The 23082-nt window shown below is 59.9% G+C and carries 3 protein-coding genes and 1 riboswitch; all 3 genes read left to right on the top strand.

The window, feature by feature from the left end:
• Positions 1 to 32: 32 nt before the first annotated feature.
• Entirely contained in the window at positions 33 to 15947 is a 15915-nt protein-coding gene (locus WC859_04410; GenBank protein ID MFA5975390.1) for a hypothetical protein, read from the top strand.
• Between the two features lie 297 nt (positions 15948 to 16244).
• Positions 16245 to 16331, top strand: a riboswitch (cyclic di-GMP riboswitch).
• 5 nt (positions 16332 to 16336) lie between these two features.
• A complete protein-coding gene (locus WC859_04405; GenBank protein MFA5975389.1) occupies positions 16337 to 18046 on the top strand; it encodes a PorV/PorQ family protein in 1710 nt (569 codons plus the stop codon).
• Between the two features lie 176 nt (positions 18047 to 18222).
• Positions 18223 to 23073 carry a tetratricopeptide repeat protein gene (locus WC859_04400; GenBank protein ID MFA5975388.1) on the top strand — a complete coding sequence of 1617 codons (4851 nt, stop codon included), beginning with the start codon at positions 18223 to 18225 and terminating at the stop codon, positions 23071 to 23073.
• The last annotated feature ends 9 nt before the right edge of the window (positions 23074 to 23082 follow it).

The raw sequence follows: 23082 nt of genomic DNA, 5'->3' as shown, positions 1-23082 counted from the left end.
TGCCGGTGATCGCGAGCAGCCCGACCAAGATCATGGTCACGCTCCCTGGCCTCTCCCTGGTTCCGGGCGATGTCCCCAACGGAGGGCTCACCGGATCGCCGGATCAGCATACCGCCGGCGTTCTCTGGGTCGCTTCCGCCACCATTACCGATACCTACTACAACCCTGTGGGCAACGCCGGGACCGGCAACGTGTTTATCCAGACCTCCGATCCGTACGACACGGACGGCGCCACCCAGACACTGACGCTGGGCGCGACCACCTTTGCCGTCCGGATGTACCAGCAGGGCTCTCAAACCCTGACCGTGTTCCCGAGCCTGCCGGGAACCAACTACGCCACCTCTACCGTGACCGGCATCCCGATTGTGCCGGGTAATATTAATCGCTCGTTGATTGTTCTGCCGGGAGAAATTTACAGGCCCGGGAAACCGCCCTATACCCCCGCCGGCAGCGGCACAGGCGGGAAAGAAACGCCGGATTCCCCGTCCAGCTGGACCGCCGGAGAAAGCCAGCCGGTCTCCGTCTACGCGGTCGACGCGTACTGGAACCAGACCAGCTCCGCGGCCACGATCGTTCTATCCGCGCCGAGCGATTCGAATGCGTCCGGCATCGGCACCAAACAAATGGTCAGCGGAACCACCACCTACAACGTGATCCTTTATCGGGCCGTTGACTACAACGGCTTCAACCAGACGCTGCGGTCCACGGTCATTGGACTCACGAACCCGATTTATGACTCGCCGGCGTTTACGGTTTACCCGGATGAAGAAGAAAGCAGCCCGCGCTACTTGCGGATTCTGGTCAACGGCGAAACCGCCGCCTCCGGGACCACCGCGCTGAAAACCGGCACACCCATCGGGCCCGCTTCGGACAACCACTTTGTCACCGGATCCACCATCGCTTTCACGCTGGACGCGACGGATACCTGGGGGAACCTGATTTCCACTAACCCGACGGTTACGATTGTGACGGATGATCCGAACGCCCAGCCTTCCGCCACCCGGCAAATCACGCTCACGGATGGGACAACAACGTTTGACTGGAATTGGGTGACCAAACGGTCTCGCGATTACGACGCCTCCCTGCCGGCCTTTACCGCGGCGACCGCGACCGCCGCCGGATTCAACAGCGGCTTTGAGCACCTGACGGTGGATCCGGACGTGACAAAAATGAATCTGCAGATCCTGGTAGACGGAGAATTTGCGGCGCAGGGAACCGGTTATTGGCCGCTGACCACCTTAGGAAAAACTGGAGCGCCTCACACGTTCGCGGGGGGAGAATCTATCCCGATCACGGTGCGCGTCGTGGATGATTATTGGAACCTCATTGAAGCCCCAAGCGGGGGACAGGCCCTCATCACCATACAAGCCAATGATCCGAACGTGACGAATCCACTCATCAACGGATCACCTACGACCAACGGCGTGATGACCAACTCGGTCCAGCTGCGAACCAAGAACCTTTCGGGCTGGCTGCTCACCTCGTCCGGAAGCATCAGCGGAGTTCCCCTGGGGGTCAACATCTCATCGCCGGTGCCGGTGAGTGCCGGAGCGCTTTCCAAGCTGCAGATCGTGGTCCCCGGCGAAAGCCACACGGACGGGGCCGGCAAGAGCGGCACGCCTCAGCCCCAGGTGGCGAACACGTCGTTTGTTCTGCCGATCGGCAGCATTCGCGCGCTGGACGCGTTCAACAACACCGTATCAACGGACGGCGTGGTGTCACTCTCCCTGGCCGACATTTACGGAACGATTACTCCGACGGTCAATCTCTCCGGAGGCGCCAGCGCTTCCCCGGTGACCGTGACCCTGGCTGTTTCAACCGACGCGTTCAGTCCTCAAGTGATCTATGCTTCCGGGTTCAGCCTGCCGATCAGCACCTCCAGCGCCATCCCGGTGAACCCCGGAACACCGGTGCGCTTACAGGTCCTGCTCCCCGGTGAAAACCCGGCGCCGGGAACCACCTCCGGCAAGAGCGGGAGCGTGACGCCGACGTATGCCGGCGTGTCGAACGCGGTGACGGTGCGCATGGTTGACTCCCGATTTAACCGGGTCCCTCAGGCCAGCCAGCCTACCGCCCAGTTGACGCCGCAGGACATTTACGCGGTTGTCGCGCCTAATCCTTTGACGCTGGGAGTCAATGGCCAGGGCTTCTACAACGTGACCTTTAAAGCGGCCAACACGACACCCGGCTGGACCATCGGCGCCAGCACCACCGCGGCTTCCGCGGTCAGCGTCAGCTCCGACACCTCGAGCGTCCAGGTGGTGAACTCCACAACCACGGATCACATTCTCCTCGTACTGCCTGGGGAAACACCGGCGCCGGGATCTCCGCGAGGCTTCACCGGCTCGCCGGCGGATGCGACCGCGGGCACGGCTTACATCTCCACCGTAACCATTACCGACCGCTTCTATAACCCCCGGCCGGATACGGCTCAAATTCAGATGACCACAACCGATCCCTACGCGGTTCCACCCGGCATCCTGAGCGTCAGCGGCCCGACCGCCTTCACCATGGATTTCCGCAAAGCCCCGGGCCCCTGGACGATCAGCGTGTCGACCATCATGGGATATGTGGGCACGCCGCTCATCAGCACAACGTCTGATTCTGTGCTGACCCATGCCGCTACGCCCTCCAGACTGCAGATCCTGGTCCCCGGACAAACCGCGGATCCGGGACGTCCTCCGTATGACAGCGGGCAAAACGGCGGTTATACGGGCCTGCCTGACGGGAATGCGGCTCCCGGCATTCAGCCCTTCACAGCCGGCGCTCCCTTTGATGTCACCGTGAATCTAGTCGATGCTTTCTTTAACCCTTCCGAGGGACAAAATACCTTTGTGACCTTAACAACGAATGATTCCAATGCCGCGGCCGGGATTATGGCCTTAGGGAATATTCAAACCGGCTTAACCCCGCTGCCCACGGGTCAGGCGGTGTTCAACAATGTCGCGCTCATCACGCGCAATCCTTCCGGCTGGCAGATCACGGCGAGCACAGCGACCGGCGATCCGTTTGCCGTCGGCATTTCCACGTGGCTGCCGGTGCAGTCCGGCACCGCCAACAAACTGCTGGTTCTGGCCCCGGGTGAACTCAGCCAGGAGGGGAATACGAGCGGCGGCGGCAAGCAGAAGAATACGACGGACTCCAATTATCCGGCGACACCGGGAACGCTGGATCCGTTTATCGCCGGCACAACGTACTTTGTCGAAGTCCGGGCCGTGGACAACTACTACAACATCGTGACCACGATCAACCCGGTGGTCACGCTGACATCGGATGATCCGAACGCGGTCCCGCTGTCCAGCGACAGCCCGAAGGCGATGACCGCGGGCGTTGTGGCTCTGCCGTTTATTCTCACCACCGCCGAAGTGTTCCCCAATACGGCACGCACGACCTATCTGACGGCTTCAGCCGCCGGCTTTACGGACGGCGCGCCTTATCAGTCCGGAGGGCTCGTGATGGCGCCGGATGCGACGAACGGCGTCCAGCTCCTGGTGCCGGGACAGAGCGGCGCCCCCGGGACCGCAACAGGAAAGACGGGGGCCGCCATCAGCACACAGACCGCCGGAACCGGATTCTGGGTCACGGTGCGCGCGGTGGACCGCTTCTTCAACAAAACCGCTGGTCAACCCGCCGGGATGACGCTGACTGGAACAGACTCCCACGACAACCGGCCGGCGGAGTATCAGTCGGATCCGCTCTCCATCAATCTGAACTCCGGGACGCTGATCTCGACCTGGACCTTTGTGACCGCCAGCATGAGCGGATGGGCGCTCACCGCGAATGCCCCCGGATTGACGATCCCGACGGACACGTCTCCGGCGATTCCCGTCACCGCCGGAACCCCCAGAACCCTTCAGATTGTTCTGCCGGGCGAAACCGCTGTCCCGGGTCTTGGCACGTACAACCTGAACGGCACCGGACGCACCGGCGCGCCGCAAGCCTGGGTTTCGGGGGTGTCCAGCACCGTCGTTGTGAACGTAGTGGATAAACATTTTAACCCCGTGGCCAGCGCCATCACGATCCAATTACAAAACAACACGGACAGTTTTGTTGCTCCGCAGTCGCCGTCCTTTACCGGGACCGGGAGTGCTTCGTTCACCCTCGTCACGGCCACGGGATCCACGTCCTTTACAGCGACTCGTATGTCAGGGGTCACGCTGGACGCGAGTTCGTCAACGGTGATATCGTCCACCTTCACGGTCTCAACCAATAACGCTGTCAAACTCCAGATCTTGGTCCCCGGCGAAACCGCGGTGCCTGGATCGTCAACCGGAAAATCGTCGGTTGCGATTTCGACTCAGCAGGCCGGGGTCCCCGTCTCGCTCATCGTTAACGCGGTGGACTTGAACTGGAACCTGGTGGCGGCCAACGCGCAGGTGCAGCTGGCGACCAACGATCCATACGCCGCCGGACTGTTGCCGCAGACGCTCTCCGGCGGGACAACGATTTTCCAGATGGTCTTTGCCAAAGCCAATCAGGCGAGCGGATGGACGGTGATCGCGTCAACAACATCGGGATCGGCTTCCGCGTTGTTGCCCAGCACCTCGGCGGCCATTCCCGTCAGCGCTGGACCGGCCGCCAAACTCCAGGTTGTTCTGCCGGGACAGAACCGGGTCCCCGGCAACGTTCCCTCGAAAGGACGGGTTAACTCGCCGGACACCGCTGTCGCCGGTCAGGCTTACCCCGTAACGGTTTATTTGACGGATGCCTATTACAACATCCAGCCGAACGCGGCGTTGCCCAGTGTCCGGCTGGTTTCCTCCGATCCGAATGATAATGAAGCCTACACCGGAGGCAACCCGCAATCCCTCGATCTGGGAACGGCCTCCGCCACGTTCGGCACCGTGCTGGTCACCGCCGGGACGTGGGAGTTTACCGCCAGCACCTTTACCGGAGCCAACTATCAGATGGATACGGATACCGGGGTGGTGACGATCCCGGGCGCGCCGACCAAACTGATCGTTCTGGCTCCCGGACAATCGCTCTCGTCGGGGACGGTCGGAGGCGTCAGCGGCACCGCCGATGTCCGGACCGCCGGTACCGCCTTCCAGGTGACCGTGAACGCGACCGATGCCTTCTCCAACCTGGTCTCGACCGGACGCAATCCTGTTTTCGTTTACACCAGCGATCCGTATGACATCAATCCCGGCTCGGTGACCCTGGCGGCCGGCCAGGTGATCGTGGAGGGTGTGAACTTCTATACCGCCGGCGTCACCACCCTTTACGCTCAGGATCATGATTATACGGCCCCGGTCCTGACCGACGGCAGCGTGGCTCTCACGGTGAACGGAGCCGTGGCCTCGCAGCTGCAATTGGTGCTGCCGGGAGAAACAGCGGTGCCCGGGAGCCTGTCGGCTTATACGAACGGCGTCAGCGGCGGCCCTTCAACGCAATCGGCCGGCGCCCAGTTCTACGTGACGGCTAACATTACAGACGCGTTCTGGAACCCGGTCACCACCGCGAGCGCTACGCTGAGGATTGAGACCTCCGACCAGAACGATGCGTCCACCGGCCCCTGGACCTCGGACGGGAAAGACCCTGTCACGGTCTTAATCACCACCGGGTCCTTCGTCTTCCCCATGGAACTGATCACCGCCACAAACAGCGGCTGGATACTGACCGCGACATCGACCGGCCCGGTTTACACAAACTTCACGTCAGCGGGCGTCCCCGTCAACGCCAACGCCTCGTCCGGATTCCAGCGGAACCTGCTGGCGCTTCTGCCGGGCGAATCCCCGGCCTGGGGAACCGCCACGGGCAAGTCCGGACCCGTGTCCCCTTACACCGTCGGCGACTTGCTGAATGTCGTCGTCCAGATCACCGATAAATTCTTCAACACGATCACGGTGCCTCCGGCGACGTTTGGAACCAATTCCGCCAACGTGAAGATTTCCATCGCGGACAACGCGGATCCCTACGCCGTAATCCCTACGCCTATCCAGGCCATTAACCATGTCACGGGACAGGCGACCTTCGCCAATATGAGGCTCTACCGGGCCACCACGGAACAGTTTGTCATGATCGACAGCACCACGGGCCATGCGCCGCCCTGGGCGCCGTCCATTTCCTCCGTCTTTACGGCCAGCCCCAGGGCCGCCGCTAATCTCCTCTTGTTGCTGCCGAACGAAACCGCCACCCCGGGCAGCGGGTCCCCCGGGAAAACAGGGAGCGTGGCCAATGTGGTGGCCGGCTCGACGGTCGGCGCGACGGTCCGCGTGGTCGACATGTACTTCAACCCGGTTACCGCGCACAACCAGGAGAGAATCGCCCTGGCCACAACCGATCCGTACGCGGTCATCTCAACGACCCTGACGTTCCTGAACGGCCAATCCGAAGGCACGTTTGTCGTGCAGATGCGGACCGCCAGCACGCAGACCGTGACCGCCGTCGACACGGAGCTGCAGGACAGCGGCACGCACTGGACACAATCCGTTTCTCCGGCGACAGGCGCCTTTGAAGTCTACGCGGGACCGGCCACCCGGTTGCTGGTCAGGGTTCCCGGGGAAACCTTTGTCCCAGGCTCGGCGACCGGCCGGCTCGGCGTACCCGCTGAGCAAGTAGCCGGCGAAAACTTTGACGTGACCGTTTACCAGACCGACGCGCAATACAACCTGGTCCCGAACGGCACGAATCCGAAGGTGCTCTTGACTTCCAATGACACGGGAGTCACCTGGGTTTCGCCCACAAATCCCGGACTCCTGTTACCCAACGAGGGGTATCAAGTCTTCACCGTTCAGGCGAGCTCTGCCCAGACGGTTTTCCAGATCACGGTTTCAACGGCCCCTGACAGCCCCGCCGGGACCGAAGGCCTCCTGCAGAACGTGTCCTCGCCTATCCGGGTCTATCCCGGAGCGAAACACCATCTGCACTTCTTTAACTTGCCGGCCACGGAAATTCAGGCCGGACAGCCGTTCGATGGCTGCCTGGTCATGCATGACCAATTCCATAATGTCCTTTCAACCGGGCCCTACACGTCAACGTCAACCCTGACCACGATTTCATTTGAGGCCCAGACCACCGGCAACGGCGGGCTGACGGATCCCATGCAAAATCCCCCCTGGCTGCCGGGGACAACGACCTACAACCTGGTCAGCAGCAACGGACAATTGTGCCTGACCAACTACTTCTCGCTTCTGGCCGCCGGCAACGACTGGCTGAGGGCGCGTGAAGGAATAGATGTCACCACCGAACGCGGCTGGGGCTCGGGCGGCGTGGTTTATTCCACCCGCCCCTACATCGCGGTATCCGCCGGGTCGCCGTCTCAATTTGTCGTGAGTCCCGCCGGCAATGTGAATGTCCCGGCCGGCAGCCTGGGCGCGCTGGGGTACTATCCCATCTGGGCCAAACTGGCTGATTCGTACAACAACTACTCCTCCAGCGCGGGGGTCACGGTCCATTTGTCGACCTACAACGTCGTCGGGGCCACCGGCACCATTTCCTTCAATGCGGCCGCGTCCTCCGGCACGCCGCCGACCCCCACCTGGAGCGTCGTGACAGACTCCAGCGGGACCATCGGCATTTCCGCCCCTCTGTATTACTACGTTTCAAACAAGACGGGGGATTCCGCCCAGATTCGATTCAACGCCACCGCCGGAGTCTATACCATCGTTAACGAAACCGGACGGTTGACGACCGCGGGCGGCACGACCAGCAAACTCGCTTTTGTGAACCCGCCCGCTTCCGAGGCCGCGGGGAAAACCGCGCAATTCCTGCCGTCCTTCATATTGGAGCGGCGTGACGACTTTGACAACCAGGCCGACGTGGGGAGTCTGGCCGTGGCCCTGGACGACAGCGCCAACAACCAATCCAACATTCACACCGCGCGCGGATTTACGAAAACAACGCATGACTATGAATTCCAGACGCTGGCCGGCGTCCCGATCACCGGGCTGACATTCCTCGGAGGCACGTCTCAGCTGAACTTCGTCTATTTCGACAAAATGTCTTCCACGCCGCTGGAAGACGGCCGGCTCGGGACCTGGACCCTGCAAGCCTATGTCGGGGCCAGCTACAGCGGCTCCACCATCCGGACTCAATACAACTTCACGGTGACGCCGGACGTTACCGCCAAACTGGGATTCCGGAACGCCAAGCGGATCTTGCAGGCGGGCCTGCCGTTTGATCTGACCGGCAACCCCAACCTCTCGGTCCTCAATCTCCAGCTTCAAGACTACAACGGGAATCCGACGGTGACCGCGTCCTCCGTGACCGCTGTTTTGACGACGACCCGGAATCCTTCGTCGAACTTTGACGCCTATGGATTCTCCGTTTCGTCGGCGATCCTGCCGCCTCCGCCGCCGGCGGCGCCCGGCTTCCAAAGCTCCACGACTTCGGTTTTGATTGACGCCAATACGTGGGGAACGACGTTCTACTACATGGACACCAACGCGAGCGAGAACTACCCGACTCCCGGCTCGCGGCCTCTGCTCTCGGCCTGGGTGAACGGTATTTTCTGGAGCACCGGCACGCAAGCCGTCACCGTCGCCCCCAATTCTATTTACCGGATCAGCCTGCTGAGCCAACCGGCGGCCCTGACCGCGGGGACCACGTCCCAGGCCTTCAAATTCGCCACCGCCGATATCTACGGCAACCCCAGCCCGATCACGATCGGGGATCTCGGCGGGCCCACCGCTGAATTTACTCTCACTTCGAACTCGGAGGGAGCGGTCTCCTTCGCTTCTCCCGACAGCACCACGACGTTTGTGGCAGGGGCCGGAAACGCGCGGATCGCGGTGGGTGAGAGCACGATGACCTTCCTCATGATCGATACGCTGGCCGGCAATCACTCCGTCATCATCGAAAAACCCGCTTCCGGCTGGGCCGCGTCCGTCTCGAGCTATACGGTGAATCCGGCCCCGCCCGACCACATTAAGTTCCTGACGCCGTCCCGCACGATGGTCGCGGGAACCACGATCCAATACGAACCGGATTATCAAACGGGGATCCCGACGAACACCGTTGTCTCGATTGTCTCCGTGGATCCCTTCGGTAATACGTCACCGGTCGTAACCGATACCGTCATTAATTTCTTCGCCGACTCCGCCGGTGCCCGGGCCTGGACCAGCGCGGACAATTTGGCGCTCTTCAGAAGTATCCCCGGCCCGGCCTTCTCCGCCAATGTGTTGCCGGTGCCCTTATCGTCCGGCTCCGCGCAAGTGAATATTTACTACTTTGACACCGTCCAGGGCAGTCATCTCATGACGGCCTACGACGGCAACAGCGTTCTGGCGAACGGGACGACCACGCATGTCATTACAGCGGCGCCCGCGGCCTATCTGACGGTTGAGCCGAACTTCAGAGAATCCAATCCGTTGCCGGTGAACAGCCTCCTGCCCATGGGCCGGATTGTCGCGCGGGACCAGTTCGGCAATATCGCGAGCGGCGATCCCAAAAACGGCCAATACTACACCGGCCAGGTCCTGTTCTGGGAAACCAGCCTCTCGACCTCGGTCACCCTGGTGGACAGCGGCAACTTGACGCAGCCGGTGTCCTCTTACACCTTTAAGGCGTCCGACGGCGGCGTTTATTCGCATCTCCTCATATCGGACAGCATCCAGGAAACGCTTCATATCAAAGCCACGGACTATGTCACTCCGGTCCCACCGCTCGTGCCCGGGAATAATGCCTTTGACTCCTCTGAGAACATTGTGCGCGGCTGGACCAGCGACACCGCCCGCAACGTGCCCGTCCACTCGCTGGAGGACATCGTCACCGCCGGCATCGTGGTCACTCCGGCGGATCTCTCGCCTGTTCCGATGTCCGATCCGACCTACGCGGCCAAGCAACAACTCTTGAGCGGAACCCCCTATCAGGGCCGCACCGGATTGTCCCAGGGGAATGGAACCCTTTATAACGACTTCTACCCGGTTCCGCTGCTGCGCTTGACCTTCAGCGTACTGCCGCCGTCGTATTCCTCCAACACGACCGTCTCGCAGATTCGAGTGGCGAAGAATACGATCGCCGGCACCCTGGGAGACAGCGACATCACCGAGGTCGGACTCATCTACGACGCGAACAACGACGGCCAGCTGGAGCCGGAGCCCTGCTTTGGCTGCTCGCCGGTGATCGATCAACTGGTGAGCACAGCGGCCTTTGCCGCCGGGCAGGCGGTTTTCTCCGGCCTGAATATCCCGGTCACGCCGGGATCGCCGAAGAACGTCTTTATCACCGTCCGGATTTCGTCCCAGACGCTGACGCCGCTGCCGGCGAACCTGGGCCTCAAGATCACGGATCCGTCACAGATCACCATTAACGGGCTGGGCGTGGCCAACAACAACTTCGCCATTTACACATCAACGGCCCCGGTCGTGCGCGAAAAAGCCAAGGTCCATATCGAAGGGACCGATATCGCCGCCTGGTGGAATCCCGGCGGGGCGGGCCTGGGCCAGCAAGCCTACGTCAGCCAGGGAACGGACGCGACGGGCATGCTGCGCCTCGGTTTCTGGACAGAGGCCTTCCAGGGCACCGTGAACTCCCTGCGGGTCTACCAGCCCTCCACGGCGAATGATGCGGACATCAGCGACGTCAAGATTTACAAGGACTGCAACGGGGACGGGTTCTTCATGCCGTCCATCGACAACTGCTCCATCTCCGCGGACGGCCATTTCATCAACCAGGTGGCGACGGTCACGCTGGCCTCGAATCTCATTGTGACGCCGACCACGAGTTACATTTTTGTCGCCTACCATATCAGTCCCTCGGCGGCCAGCCTGAACCTGAGCGCCCGCATCCGCGGCACATCCGACATCGGGCTGGGTGACGGCGAAATGGCTTCATTCCTCGAAATTAATTCCTCGGTGGTGCCGATCACACCGACACCGGATGAATTGAATGTCTTACGCGTCAACGACTCCGCGGGAGGCTTTAATGTTTCGGCGGTAGCCACGCAAGGGGATAGACAGGTGCCGGTCATGAAGTTGACGATGCAGACCCGTAATCCCGCCGGCTCCGGCGTCGTCAACAGCGTGGTCTGGACGCACTTGCGGCTGGATCGCGGCAATCCGGAACATTTGAACCGGCCTTCGGATATTGACGCGATTCATCTCTATCTGGACAGCAACAATAACGGCAACTACGAGGTCGGCGTGGACAGTGAAGTCACCACCAGCTTAAAGACCTTCCAGTTCCCGGGGTCTCCGCTGGCCTTTGACATGGATGATTCGACCGACGTCGCTCATGTGGCCAACGCCAGCTTGTACGCGCCGGCCCCGGGACGGCTGGTCATTGGAAACGAGATCATGACCTATTCGGGAGTCGATTCCATGGGCAATCAGTTGACCGGCCTGACACGCGCCACGGAAAACTCCACCGCCACCGTTCACGCCACGGGCGCGCTGGTCGAAGGGCAGGCGTATCTGGATCTCATCGATCTTCAGGGACTACTGCCCGGACAGGCGATCGGCGCCGTGGCGCAGAACTATTTCCTGGCCTTTGATTTCAATAACCTCGCTTATGTCAGCATCAACGCCTCGCTCGGCGCGGAAATCCGCTCCACAACGTATTTCGTCGTGGAAGCGCCCAAAACCGTCGGGAACTTCTCCGGGAACATCGGCATGCCGGCAACCGGCGGGCAAACCGGAGGGACGTATGTCGGCAACATGAAGGAGTACGGGGACTTTGTAGTGTTGACGTCGACCGATGTCTCGAGCGCCATCACCCCGATGTCCTTGCGGCAGGGAATGACCAACCAGGCCGTCATGCGCTTCAATCTCCAGGCCAACCTGGCGCGGGCCGCGTTGCAGTCGTTAACCTTCAGCCGCCTGGGGACCTCGCGCGACTCCGATGTGGCCGCGGTCAAGGTCTGGGTGGATCGCAACGGTACCGGCATCTTTAACGTGGCCGCGGACTCCCCGCCGATCGGAAGCGGCGTCTTTGGCGCGCCCGCCCCGGGTCTGGCCAGGGTCACGTTTGACACGAACACGTACAGCGCCGACTTGAACGACCTGACCACCGGGCCGATCAAAATCGAAACAGCGGCGCGTCATCTGAACACCTATTTCGTTTCCTATGACATTTCTCCGTTGGCTCAACCGGAAAAAACCATCGGGGTCGCGTTGTCATCTCCCTCGTACATCAGCGTCTCGGCCCCCAACATATCCTCCAGCACGCATCTGCCGGCCTCGTCCATTCTACGGACCATCATTCCCAGCCCGCAGACGATGCGCGTGGACAAAGAATATTGCTTCACCAATGACGCCGGCACCTATCCGATGCCCAGGCTCATCGCCCCGGTGCAGTCGCCCGACGACGCGTTTACCCTCGATACCACCACTGGTCTGCCGATTACCGGCATCCTGGTCCTGGATTCCGAAATCTTCCAGTATGCCGGCATAACATTGAATGTACTGACCGGCATTACGCGCTGCCTGAACAATTCCTGCAACCCGCTGGCTCCGCCGACCCACTCCACCTATACCGTCGTCAACAGTTCGGAGATGCCGAATTTCCTCGGGTTCAACTATACGCAGGGCAGCCGCAACGTCGCCTTGATGAAGCTGACGCTTCGCGGGGAAAACAACTACGACATCCGCTGGTATTCGCTCGACCTCGGACGAAACGTCCCCGGCGGATTGAACGGCACCGATTCGGACATCTCGGCCGTGAACATCTACACCGGCGATACCTTTGTGCGGGACAGCGGAGGGGATGTCGGGATCAACAACATCTTGATGGGCACCGGGGTCAGTCAATACGGCAGCGTCCACATCCCGCTGGATGACCCGACCATCGGCGCTCCCGGATATGTCGTCATCAGTACAAACCCCCGCACCTTCTGGGTGGCGGCGGATATCAGCCAGTCGGCGCCGTCCAACAACGCCTTCTTCCTGAACGCGCTCAGCAAAGACGCCTTCATCATCGGCGCGCTCTCGGCCGGGGATGGCGTCCACACCATCAACACCACCACGTTCCCGATGCAGACCGGAACGCAGGTTGTGGCCGCCACGATTGACACCATGACCGTGACCTTCACCGATGTCCTGCCCACGATGGTCCAGCAGAACAAAAGGAACGCGAAGGTGGCCAAGATCAATGTCAAAGCGAGCAATAATACCGCCGTCTGGCAGGCGCTGACCGTCGAGCGAATCGGGCAGAACACGGATGACAGCGATATCGTGCACGTCAACTTATGGAAGGACCTCAATGACAACGGGGCTTTTGACGACGGGAACCCCACGCCGACCAGCGCGCTGGCCGCCGATCTCAACGCCTCGGCCACGTCCATGCGCGTGAGCGTTTCCTCCTCTTTCCCGTCGGGTGCCGGGGTGCCCGGGGTCCTCCTGGTCGACAGCGAGCTGATCCGGTACACCGATAACGACGGGGTAGACACCTTTACCGGCCTGACCCGCGGATTCCTGGGGACCACGCCGGCGGGGCATCTCCAGAACCGCATCGTGTACGGCGTCACCAACGATACCGTGATCGGAGACAATCTGGTCAAACCCGGGCTCATTACCAATGGGACGAATAACTTCAGTACCGGGGTGGCCACCCTGACCTTCGTCACGCCGCAGGTCGTTCCCAACGTGAATGACCGGTTCACGGGGGTCAACTATTTCCTCGCCTATGACATCAATCCATTCTCCCCGCTGTACCGTGACATCAACAACAACGGGGTTCAAGAGCCGAACGAGCAGGTCACCATGGGAGCGCGGATCATGGGCGCGAGCAGCTTTAATGTCGTGATGCCGAAACTGGTGGCTCTGGCCAATTCGCCGCCGCTGACGACCAAAGAAGCGACGCTGAGCGAGTATCCGGACCAAGTGACCTTTATTCCGGACGATACGGTCGCTCCGAACGGAGCCACCCAGGGGGACCTGAACGTTCCCATCCTGAAATTTACGCTCCAGACCGATGTGTCGTATGCCTACCTGAGTTCGCTGAAAGTATCGCGCAACGGCCAGGGCAACCTGCAGACCTTGGGGTCGAACGACGATATCGCTCTCATTAAAGTGTATCGCGATGCCAACTTTAACGAAGTGATCGACGGCTCGGACATCCTGGTGGGAACCGGCTCCTACACCACCCCGGATCCGACCGGAACCCAGCCGAAGACAACCACCGTCAACTTCCTCAGAACTGAAACCCTGACGCCGACGCCGCAGACCTACTTTATCGCCTATGACATCGCCCTGGGCGCGACGTCCAATAACGCGGAAGGCGTCGGCATTCAGGATCCGGGCTGGTTCAATGGTTCCTTCATCCCGGCCGGCGTGGACGCCATGCTGCCGGACAATCTGCCGCACGATTCACGGAAAATCATTATCACACCGCTCACGGTCCGGGTCACCGGACGATCGCTGACGCCGGAGTCGGCGCTCCAGGGAACGACCCAGGTGCCTCTGTTGGCCGTGACGGTAACCCCCAGCATCAACCAGGTCATTGTCGGATCCGTCACCGTCACACAGACTGGCACGATCCAGACGTCGACAGGTCCCTTCGGGGCGACTCCCGGAGACGGTGATTTCAGCCAAATTTACGTGTATCTGGATGCCAACCTTAATGGAGAGTTGGACATCAGCGACACATTGATGGGCTCGCTGCCCTGGGGACCGGGCCTGGGCCACTTCCAGGGCGGCGTCGCCACGATTCCGTTGAGCGTCCCGGTCACCTTCAATACCTCCGGAGGAACACTCCTGCTGGCCGCGGATATCGGGACGCTGGACGGCTCCGGGACATCGACGCAGGGCCATCTGGCCGGCTTATCCATCGCCGGAGCCGGGGGACTCGCAATCGATCCGTCGACGGCCTTGCAGGATCCGCTGAACTCCTATCCGATTCAGAGCGCGGACGTTCCAATCTACAACTTCCAGACGGTTCAGATCTCAACGATCTCGGTGCGGCCGGACATCACGCTGTCGTCCAACTCCGCGCTGACGGGCCTCTACCTCCAGGACGCCTGGAGCAACCGGCAGGATCAGGTCTCCGCCACCTGGCTGACCAACCCGCCCATGCCGCTGCCGTCGAACGTATCGGTGAGTTACCAGGTGGGCGTCAGCGTCTCCAGCGATATCACCCGGACTCCGTCCCTGACCAACTGGATCACGATCAACTCGCAGCCGCCGGTGAATATCACGGGCCTCGGGCTGAGCAACAACGGTGTGTACTTCCTGATGGTGCGCACCATTACGACGATTAATGGCTTGACGCTGCCGCCGTCGCCGATCAACGTGGCCACGGTTCGCATCGACATAACGAAACCGAGCGCGCCGAAAGGCTTTGTGAATCTGCCGACCAGCACGCCCAGCGGCGTCATCACCCTGCAATGGCCGCCGGCGGAGACGATTGGACCGTCGGGGCTCTTCTCTTACAAGATCCGGCAGTACGTTGACGGCAACCCGGTGCCTCTTGAAATTATTCAGACCTCCACACCGAACTTTACGTTTGGCGCCGAAAACCGGGCCTCCTCTCTGGGCGCCCAATCGGCTGGAGCTCCAGGGACCGTCCGCGTCGGGGCTCAGCCGCTGGTTTCACCGTTGATGCTTCTCCACGGCGAAACCGGCGCCGCGCGACCACAAGGCCACTTCTACCGGTATCAGATTCAGACGATCAACGGCGCAGGGAGCGAAAGCGCGTGGTCTGAGATATCCGGCACGATCGATACCGGCTTGCCGGAAGAAATCATCACCAAGGTCTCCAACTACCCGAATCCTGTCGATACCCGTAAAGGCGGCATCGAAGGGCGCACGTTTATTACCTATTTATTGGCCAGTGACGCGAATGTCGACATCACGGTCTACGACCTGCTGGGCTATCGGGTCATGCATTGGAACTTCCAGGGCGGAACACCGGGCGGCCTGCAAGGGCCCAATACGGTCCCGCCAGGCGGATGGGACGGCACCAACGAGGCCGGGCAGAAAGTATCTAAAGGCGGCTACCTCGCCCAGATTCAGGTGAGCGGCGGCAAAGGATCCAGCACCGTGATCCGAAAGATCGGCGTTATCCATTAATCCCCGACGATGACCATTATTCCCTCGCGCCTTTTTCCGGATTTCAATGGTTTTCTGAGGAAACAAAAAGAAAACACCTCCAGCGAGATGCAACCGAACGCACAAATTCCCATGATCACTCGAATCGACACTAAAAATCAATTTACATACATAGGCAAAAACATGTCTATAAATCAATCTAATATTAATGACCTATTATTGAGCATGGGGGGATAAAATTTCTCTTAACCATCAAACATTTTTGTGGCGAAAAATCTGTTCGATCTTATACTAAGAGCGTAGTACGGGGCGTACACAAAACGATAAAGGCAAAGTCTGAGGAATCAGGCGACGCAAAGCCTCCGGACCCACCGGCTGCAAGCCGAGGTTAGCGGGGTTACCGAAAAAATATGAATTGCTCAAAGACCTATCGATCGGTCGAGCGCGTATTCTCCATCTATGTGGAGGATACGTTTCTTTTTGTCTATGACGTCATCGCGAGCCTGCCTGCCGGCAGGCAGGGTCTCCCAAGGCGACCGTGGCGATCTGTCCTGGCAGATTGCTTCGTCGCTACGCTCCTCGCAACGACAAGCCCTTCTTTCGTTTCAGCCACCGCCACCGGCGGCCAGCCGGGCGCCTTTCTCTCCTACGGCGCCGGGGCCCGCAGTTTAGCGATGGGTGCCGCGTTTGTGGGAGTCGCCGATGATGCCAGCGCCACGTACTGGAACCCGGCCGGACTTTCCCAGATCACCCGCAAAGAATTGACTCTGCTCAAAGCCACCCTGTTTGCAGACACCACCTACGATTTCTATTCCTTCGTGATACCTTCCAAAAAAGGCGGCAGCGCCTGGGGCTTGAGCCTGACGAAACTGGCCAATTCCGGATTTGAGCGCGTCAATGTCACGGTAGACCAGCCCACCCAGCAGTTTACCAGCGTGAGCGAGGCCGGCACGTTTGCCGTTCAAGAACAGGCGATCGGCTTTTCGTACGGGCGGAAAGTGGTCGACCATGTGGCCATTGGGACGGCCCTGCGGCAGATTTCCCGCAGCGTGGACTACTCGTCCGACTCTTCGATGGTGGCCGATCTATCGACCCTGATCGACATGAAAGACGGCCGGCGCCGCCTGGGGCTCACGATCCGCAATGTGTATGCCAAGGTGTCGGGGGACACCGAGGATAAGATGCCGTTGGTTTTCCGCTTCGGCGCCTCTGATCAATTCTTCAAGAAACGGCTGCTGCTGGCCTTTGACATCGACAAAAATATTAATGCCAACGCGGGCTGGCACTTTGGCAGCGAGTTCGGCTTCACCAAGAATTTTAAAGGGCGCTTCGGCATTCAGGGCCTCCAGGGAGAGGGGTTCCAGGAAACCGATGTGGGATTCGGCTATACCCTCAAGAGTATTACCTTCGATTATTCGCTGGGGCTGCACACGCTGGGCACGGCGACGCGCATCGGCCTGACCTGGAAGTTCGGCCGCTCAGTCCTGGAACGCCGCGAAGAGAATGTGCATCAACTTGTGCAGAAAGCCTACGCCTCGGCCCAGTCCGGCAACTTCCTGGTGGTCCAGGAACAGCTTCAGGCCGCCCTGGATGTTGATCCGTCGGATAAGAACGTTCAGAAGCTCGTCGAGAAATTCCAGAAAGTGATCGCGGCTGTGCCGAGCGCCATGGGGAACGAAGAGGCGGCCGCCATGACCCGCAAAGGCGTCCTTTCCTATGTAAACGGCAACCTGAAGGACACCGTGGCCGCCCTGCGGCAGGCCTACTTTAAAGACCCGCGCAACGAGAAACTGCTTTCTCTGCTGAACAATATCGAGACGGAAGCGGGCATGGATAAGACGGAAGCGCCGAAAGGTCCGGAGCTCTTTACGCCGGTCGACCAGAAAGTGTTCGATGCCCGCCAGGCGATTCTGGAAGGCAAATACGATATCGCCATTAAAAAATGCCAGGACATTCTGGACCTGAATCCCAACGATGTCACGGCACTCAAGATCATGGGCTCCGCCTTCTTCCTGCTCGATGACCACATCCGCGCCCATAAACTGTGGAACCGGGTGATTGAAATCGATCCGGCTGACAAGGAAACTCCTGAATTCCTGAAACAGCTACGGCCTGAATAATAAGGAAGAAGACTCCCTCGGCCGGCGACCGATAACAAAACCCAAAAAATTGGTCAAAAGTCCCCATTTCAATTCGAGTTGATTTTTAGAAGAAATCAAGACGCTGGAGACGAATCTCCCTCACCTGTAAATTAATCCTTGAAACCGCGTTAAATCAGACTAAACTCATCTCGCCCATGTCACTCTCTGACCGCTTTCGAGCCATGATCCCTAAAAAGGGGCAAAAATCCGAGAAACCGTCTCCTTCGGACGCGGCGGCGTCCGCGGCTCTCTCCAACACACCAACCGATCTGCCAAAACTTTCGGCCACTCTGGAAGAAGTGGACCGGCTGATCTCGCAGGAAAAAACCGAAGGCGCGGCTCATTTACAGGCTTTGGATAAGGAGATTCAATCCATCCGGATTGCCCTAGAAAAATCAGAAGTTTCCGCTAAAACGCGGCGGGATTCCCAGCAGCAGACATTGCAATTCCTGCAGCAGGATGCCGAACGTGAAATCAAGTTTCTCGAAAGGAAACTCCAGGAAGACCAATCCGCCTGGAACCGGCAGCTCAACGAGCGCGAAAAGGCGCTGACCCAGGCGAACCGGCAGGTCGAAGCAGGCCACATCGAAGAAAAAGCGGCTTTTGATCAGACCCTGTCCGCCCAGCAGGAAAGCGTCGAACACGCGGAGAAAATGCTGCAGGAGCAGGAAGCCCAGCTGGCGGAAGAACGGCAGAAATGGCGCACGCTTCTTCAATCAAAGGATGATGAGCTGCTCGCGCTCAAACAGGAATTGTCTAAACGGGAAGCGGGCCTGGAAGCGGAGATGCAGCAGCAGGAGCAGCAGCGTCAAGCCGCCCAGGAACTCTGGCAGACACGCCTGCACGAACTCGAACGGCAATGGACGGAGAAACGCAAGCAGTGGGAAGAAACGATGAAAGCGAAGGAAGACGAGCGCCTGCGTCTTCATACGACTTTCCAGGAACGTCTGGCGGCCTGGCAGCTGGAACAAGAACGGCGGCTGCAGGACATGAAACGGCGGCAGGAACGGGCCAACGAAAAAGTGTCGACCTTAAAAACCCATCTCGGCAAGGAAAGCCAAAGCTGGCAGCAGCTGGTTCAGTCACGCGAGGAGCAGGTCCAGCAATTAAAGGTCAAACTGATGCTGGCGGAAAGCGACGCGAAGGGCCGGCTGGAGCAGGCTCAGAAAATCTCGCAGGAATCGATCGGCTCCCTGACCCACCAGACACAGGCCCTCCAGCACCAGCTTCAAGAAGAACTGCAGGCCTGGCAAAAGCAGCTCGATGAAAAGGATGCCGCGATTAAAACCCTGAAGGACGAGGTCCGGACAAAGCTCCGGGAGGTGGAAGCGGATTACGCGCAGCGCCTGGGAACGCTCGGGAAGGAAAAAGAAACCCTGAGCACCCAGCTGCAGACCCTGGACGAGCAGTACCGGGAAGCGCAGGCGCATCACGAGGAACGCAGCCGCCAGCTCAAGGACGAGCAGACCGCCCTGGAAACCGCTCATAAAAACCGGGTCGCGGAACTGAAGCAGCGGACCGAAGCCGAAGAAGCGATGATCCAAACGGAAATTTTGACCCTGGAAAAGAAACGCGTTGAAGCCGAGCAGGAACTCGACGTCATGCGGCGCCGCTGGCAGGAAGAACTGGTACTCAAAGATCAGTCCCTCAAGGAAGCTCAGGCCATCACCGCGCCCCAGGAAGCCGAGCTGCGCAAACGTTTTGCATCCGAAGAAGACCTTTTTAACCGGCAAGTCGAGGCGCTCCGGACCCGTTTGCGAGCCCTCGAGCGCGACCTCCAGCGCGTGCACGAGAACGCCGACAAGACCGAAAAAGAGTATGGCCTGGCCGTAGAAACCCTGGAAAAGGATTACCACGAGAAGGAAACAGCGCTCGCCCGGACCGCCTCGGAACAGGAAGAGCGGCTGCGCAAACGCCTGGATGAACGGCGCCAGGCCCTGGACGCTTTTCTGAACGCCAAGCGGGACGAAGAATCCAAGATTCAGGGGGTCTTGAAAGCCAAGGAAAAGGAACGATCAGGAATCGTCCAAAAGATCCAGGCGCTGCCGCTTCTTCTGGAACAGAGCCTGGCCGCCAAAAAACAATCGATTCAAACAGATTCCGATGCGTTGCGGACACAGATTCAAGCGCTCGAAACCAATCTGGCCCAGGCCCGGGAGCAGGCCAAGGCCCTTCTGCAGGGGAAAGCCACCCAGCTCAGCGTTCTCCGCCAGACGCTGACGCAGAAACAGCAGGATCTCGTGGCAGCCGTGCGCTCAAAAGAACAGATGCTGGAGTCCGAGCGGGTCGCCGCGGAGAAGCAGTTGGCCGGCGCGCAGGCGGAAATCGACCGGGTGCGCGCGCATTGGCAATCCGAGATCAGCCGGAAAGAGCAGGAAATCAAAGCACTCGAGGAGGAGCTGCGACGGCAGGAAGCGCTCCATCAGCAGACGATCGAACGGGAGCAGCAGCAGCTCGAACAGCAGGTGCAGCCGCTGGAACAGCAGCGGCAGGCCCTTCTTCAAAGTTTAGAACAGGAACGCACCGAGCAGGAGCAGCGCCTCAGCGGCGTAGCCCAGGAGCTGCAGGACTGCCAGAGCGAGTCTCAGAAACTCACCGAGCAGGAGCGGGAACAGCATGATCAGTTGGAGAACCGCTTCCGGCAGGAACGGGCCAAGGCGAAAGCGTCTCTCGAAAGCCTCCGCTCCGAGCAGGAGGCGACCGCGCAGGCCGCGCAGGAAACCCTGACGAGCAAACGGTTCCAGATCGAGCAATTAGAAGACCAGATCCGGCAGGAGGCGGTGGCGCATGAAGCCCGGCGCCGCGAAATGATCCATAACGCCACCGTGCGGACCCGGACGCTTCAGGACATGATCAGTCAGATGGAGTCCGAACTCAAACAGGCGCGGGAAAATTTCCCGGCGGATATGCGCGCGCGCGAAGAGATGATCGCCCAGCTGCAGCAGGAGATGGTCCAACAGCAGGCCAAACACCAGCACCTGCTGGCCCGTTACGACCGGGCCATGGCCACGCTCGAGCGCCGCGGGCACGAAAAAGAGGGCATGCTTCGGACGGCGTTGGCCGCGCTCAAAGAAGAATCCGCCAAAAAGCTGGCGGACGCGGATTCGCAGATCGCCGCGCTGCAGTCCAATCTGCTCGCCAAAGAAGCGGACCGGCAGGGGGAATTGGACCGGCTGGCCAAACAATTTGCTGAAGAACGCTTCCAGCTGGAAAAAGCCAAAGAAGAAATCGAATGGAAACTGAAAGACCACAAGGATGTCTCGGAACGCCAGCTGACCGGGCGTCAAAAAGAAATTCAAATACTGGAAAACGAAATTGGCCAGGCGAAACAACAGCGGGATCAGGAACTGGCGCAGCGCACCGGTGTTTTTGAGGCTGAGAAGAAAAAGCTGCAGGACAGCATCGCCCAGCTGCAGCGACAGATCCAGGAGGAGCGTAAATCCCAGGAGTCCACCCTGGCGTCCCGGGACAACGAGCTCCAGACGATCATCACCCGTTCCAAGCAGCGGCTCCAGATTTTAAGCGAAGAGTTCAACCAGAAGGTGAACTCGTGGCGCGGGACCAATGAAGCCCTGCGCGCCCAGATCGACCAGCTCAAAACCCACATGACCCAGGCGCACGACAACTGGGAAACGCTTCGCAAGGAAAAATCAAAGGAAATCGACGACCTGCGGCAGGATCTGACGCAGTGGGAGCTGCGGATTAAGAACGACGCTCAGTCGCTGGAACACACCCATGAAGAGGAGCGCCGGGCGCTTCTCGATAAGATCCGTTTCCAGGAAAAAGCCATCGAAGAGGCCGAGGCGGATTACCGCCACCGCCTGGCGGACAAGGACGAGGACGTGCAGCGGACCACCGAAGAAATTGAAAGCCAGGAATCCACCTCGGAAACAGAGTGGCATGCCACGCTGGAGCAGTGGCAGATGGAAAAACAGAACCTGCAGCAGGAAAAAGTGCGCCTGGAACAGAGTGTGCTGGACCTTCAGGGACGCTGCGAGCAGGAAGTGCGCCATACCGAAGAAGCGATGGCCCAGCTCCGGATGCAGATTGCCTTTAAAGAATCGGAAGCCGCCAGCCTTCAGGAACGCCTGAGAGGCCAAGCGGAAAAGGATCTCCAGCCCTTGCGCGACCGCCTCGCCATGCTGAGCAGCCTCTATGAGCAGGAAAAGAGCTTGCGCGCCTCCAAACTGCACGCCAAAGAGGACGATGTCAAAATGCTGAAGACGCGGCTGTCCATGCGGGACAAACGGCTTCAGGACGAGATCAAACGGCGCGAGAAAGATCTGCAGGGCCAGCGCAAGCAGCTCAAAGATGAATTGGAACAGTCCCGCGTTCATTTTGCGGCGGAACGAAGGCGTCTGGAAACGATTATCACTAAACGCGGATCGGAACTGGCGGAACTTCAGGCCCGGGACAACGCGCTGAGCCAGTCGGAAAATACGCTGCACGGCGCGGCCAAAGCGTCGCTTCAGATGGAGCAGGAAAAACTGGAAGCGGCTCTGCGCCAGGCCATCGCGCAGCGCGACGACCTCTGCCGGCAGCACGAGGCGCTCCTGGCGGGCTGCGAGTCGGAAACAACGGGCCTTCAGGCCGCCCTGGAGAACCGGGACGTCCTGATGAGCGAAGCGAAAGACCGGGCCAGGGAACTGGCGGACGATTTGCGAAAAAAAGTGGAACGGCTGCGCCAGGCGCGGACGGCGGGCTCCGGGAAAATGGAACCCGTGCACGGCGCCACTTGGTCCGCGTTTGAAATCGGTGTTCAATTTTACCAATCCCAGCAATGGGCCGAGGCGATCCGGGCCTTTGAAGAGTGCCTGGCCAAAGACCCCCGGCTGGGGGCCGCGTATCAATATTTAGCCCTCAGCCATCATGCGCTGGGGAATTACCAGGAAGCGGCAGCGATCGCTGAACGCGCCCTGAACGAAGATCCTGGAAATACCCAGTTGATTACGTGGGTTGAACGACTGCGGGCCGCCATTATTCTGAAAGACAAAAAGGCCTCCTAGGAGATTACC

The sequence above is a fragment of the Elusimicrobiota bacterium genome (assembly GCA_041660185.1).
GTDB lineage: Bacteria > Elusimicrobiota > Elusimicrobia > 2-01-FULL-59-12 > 2-01-FULL-59-12 > JBAZWU01.
This window is presented reverse-complemented; position numbering and strand designations above follow the sequence as displayed.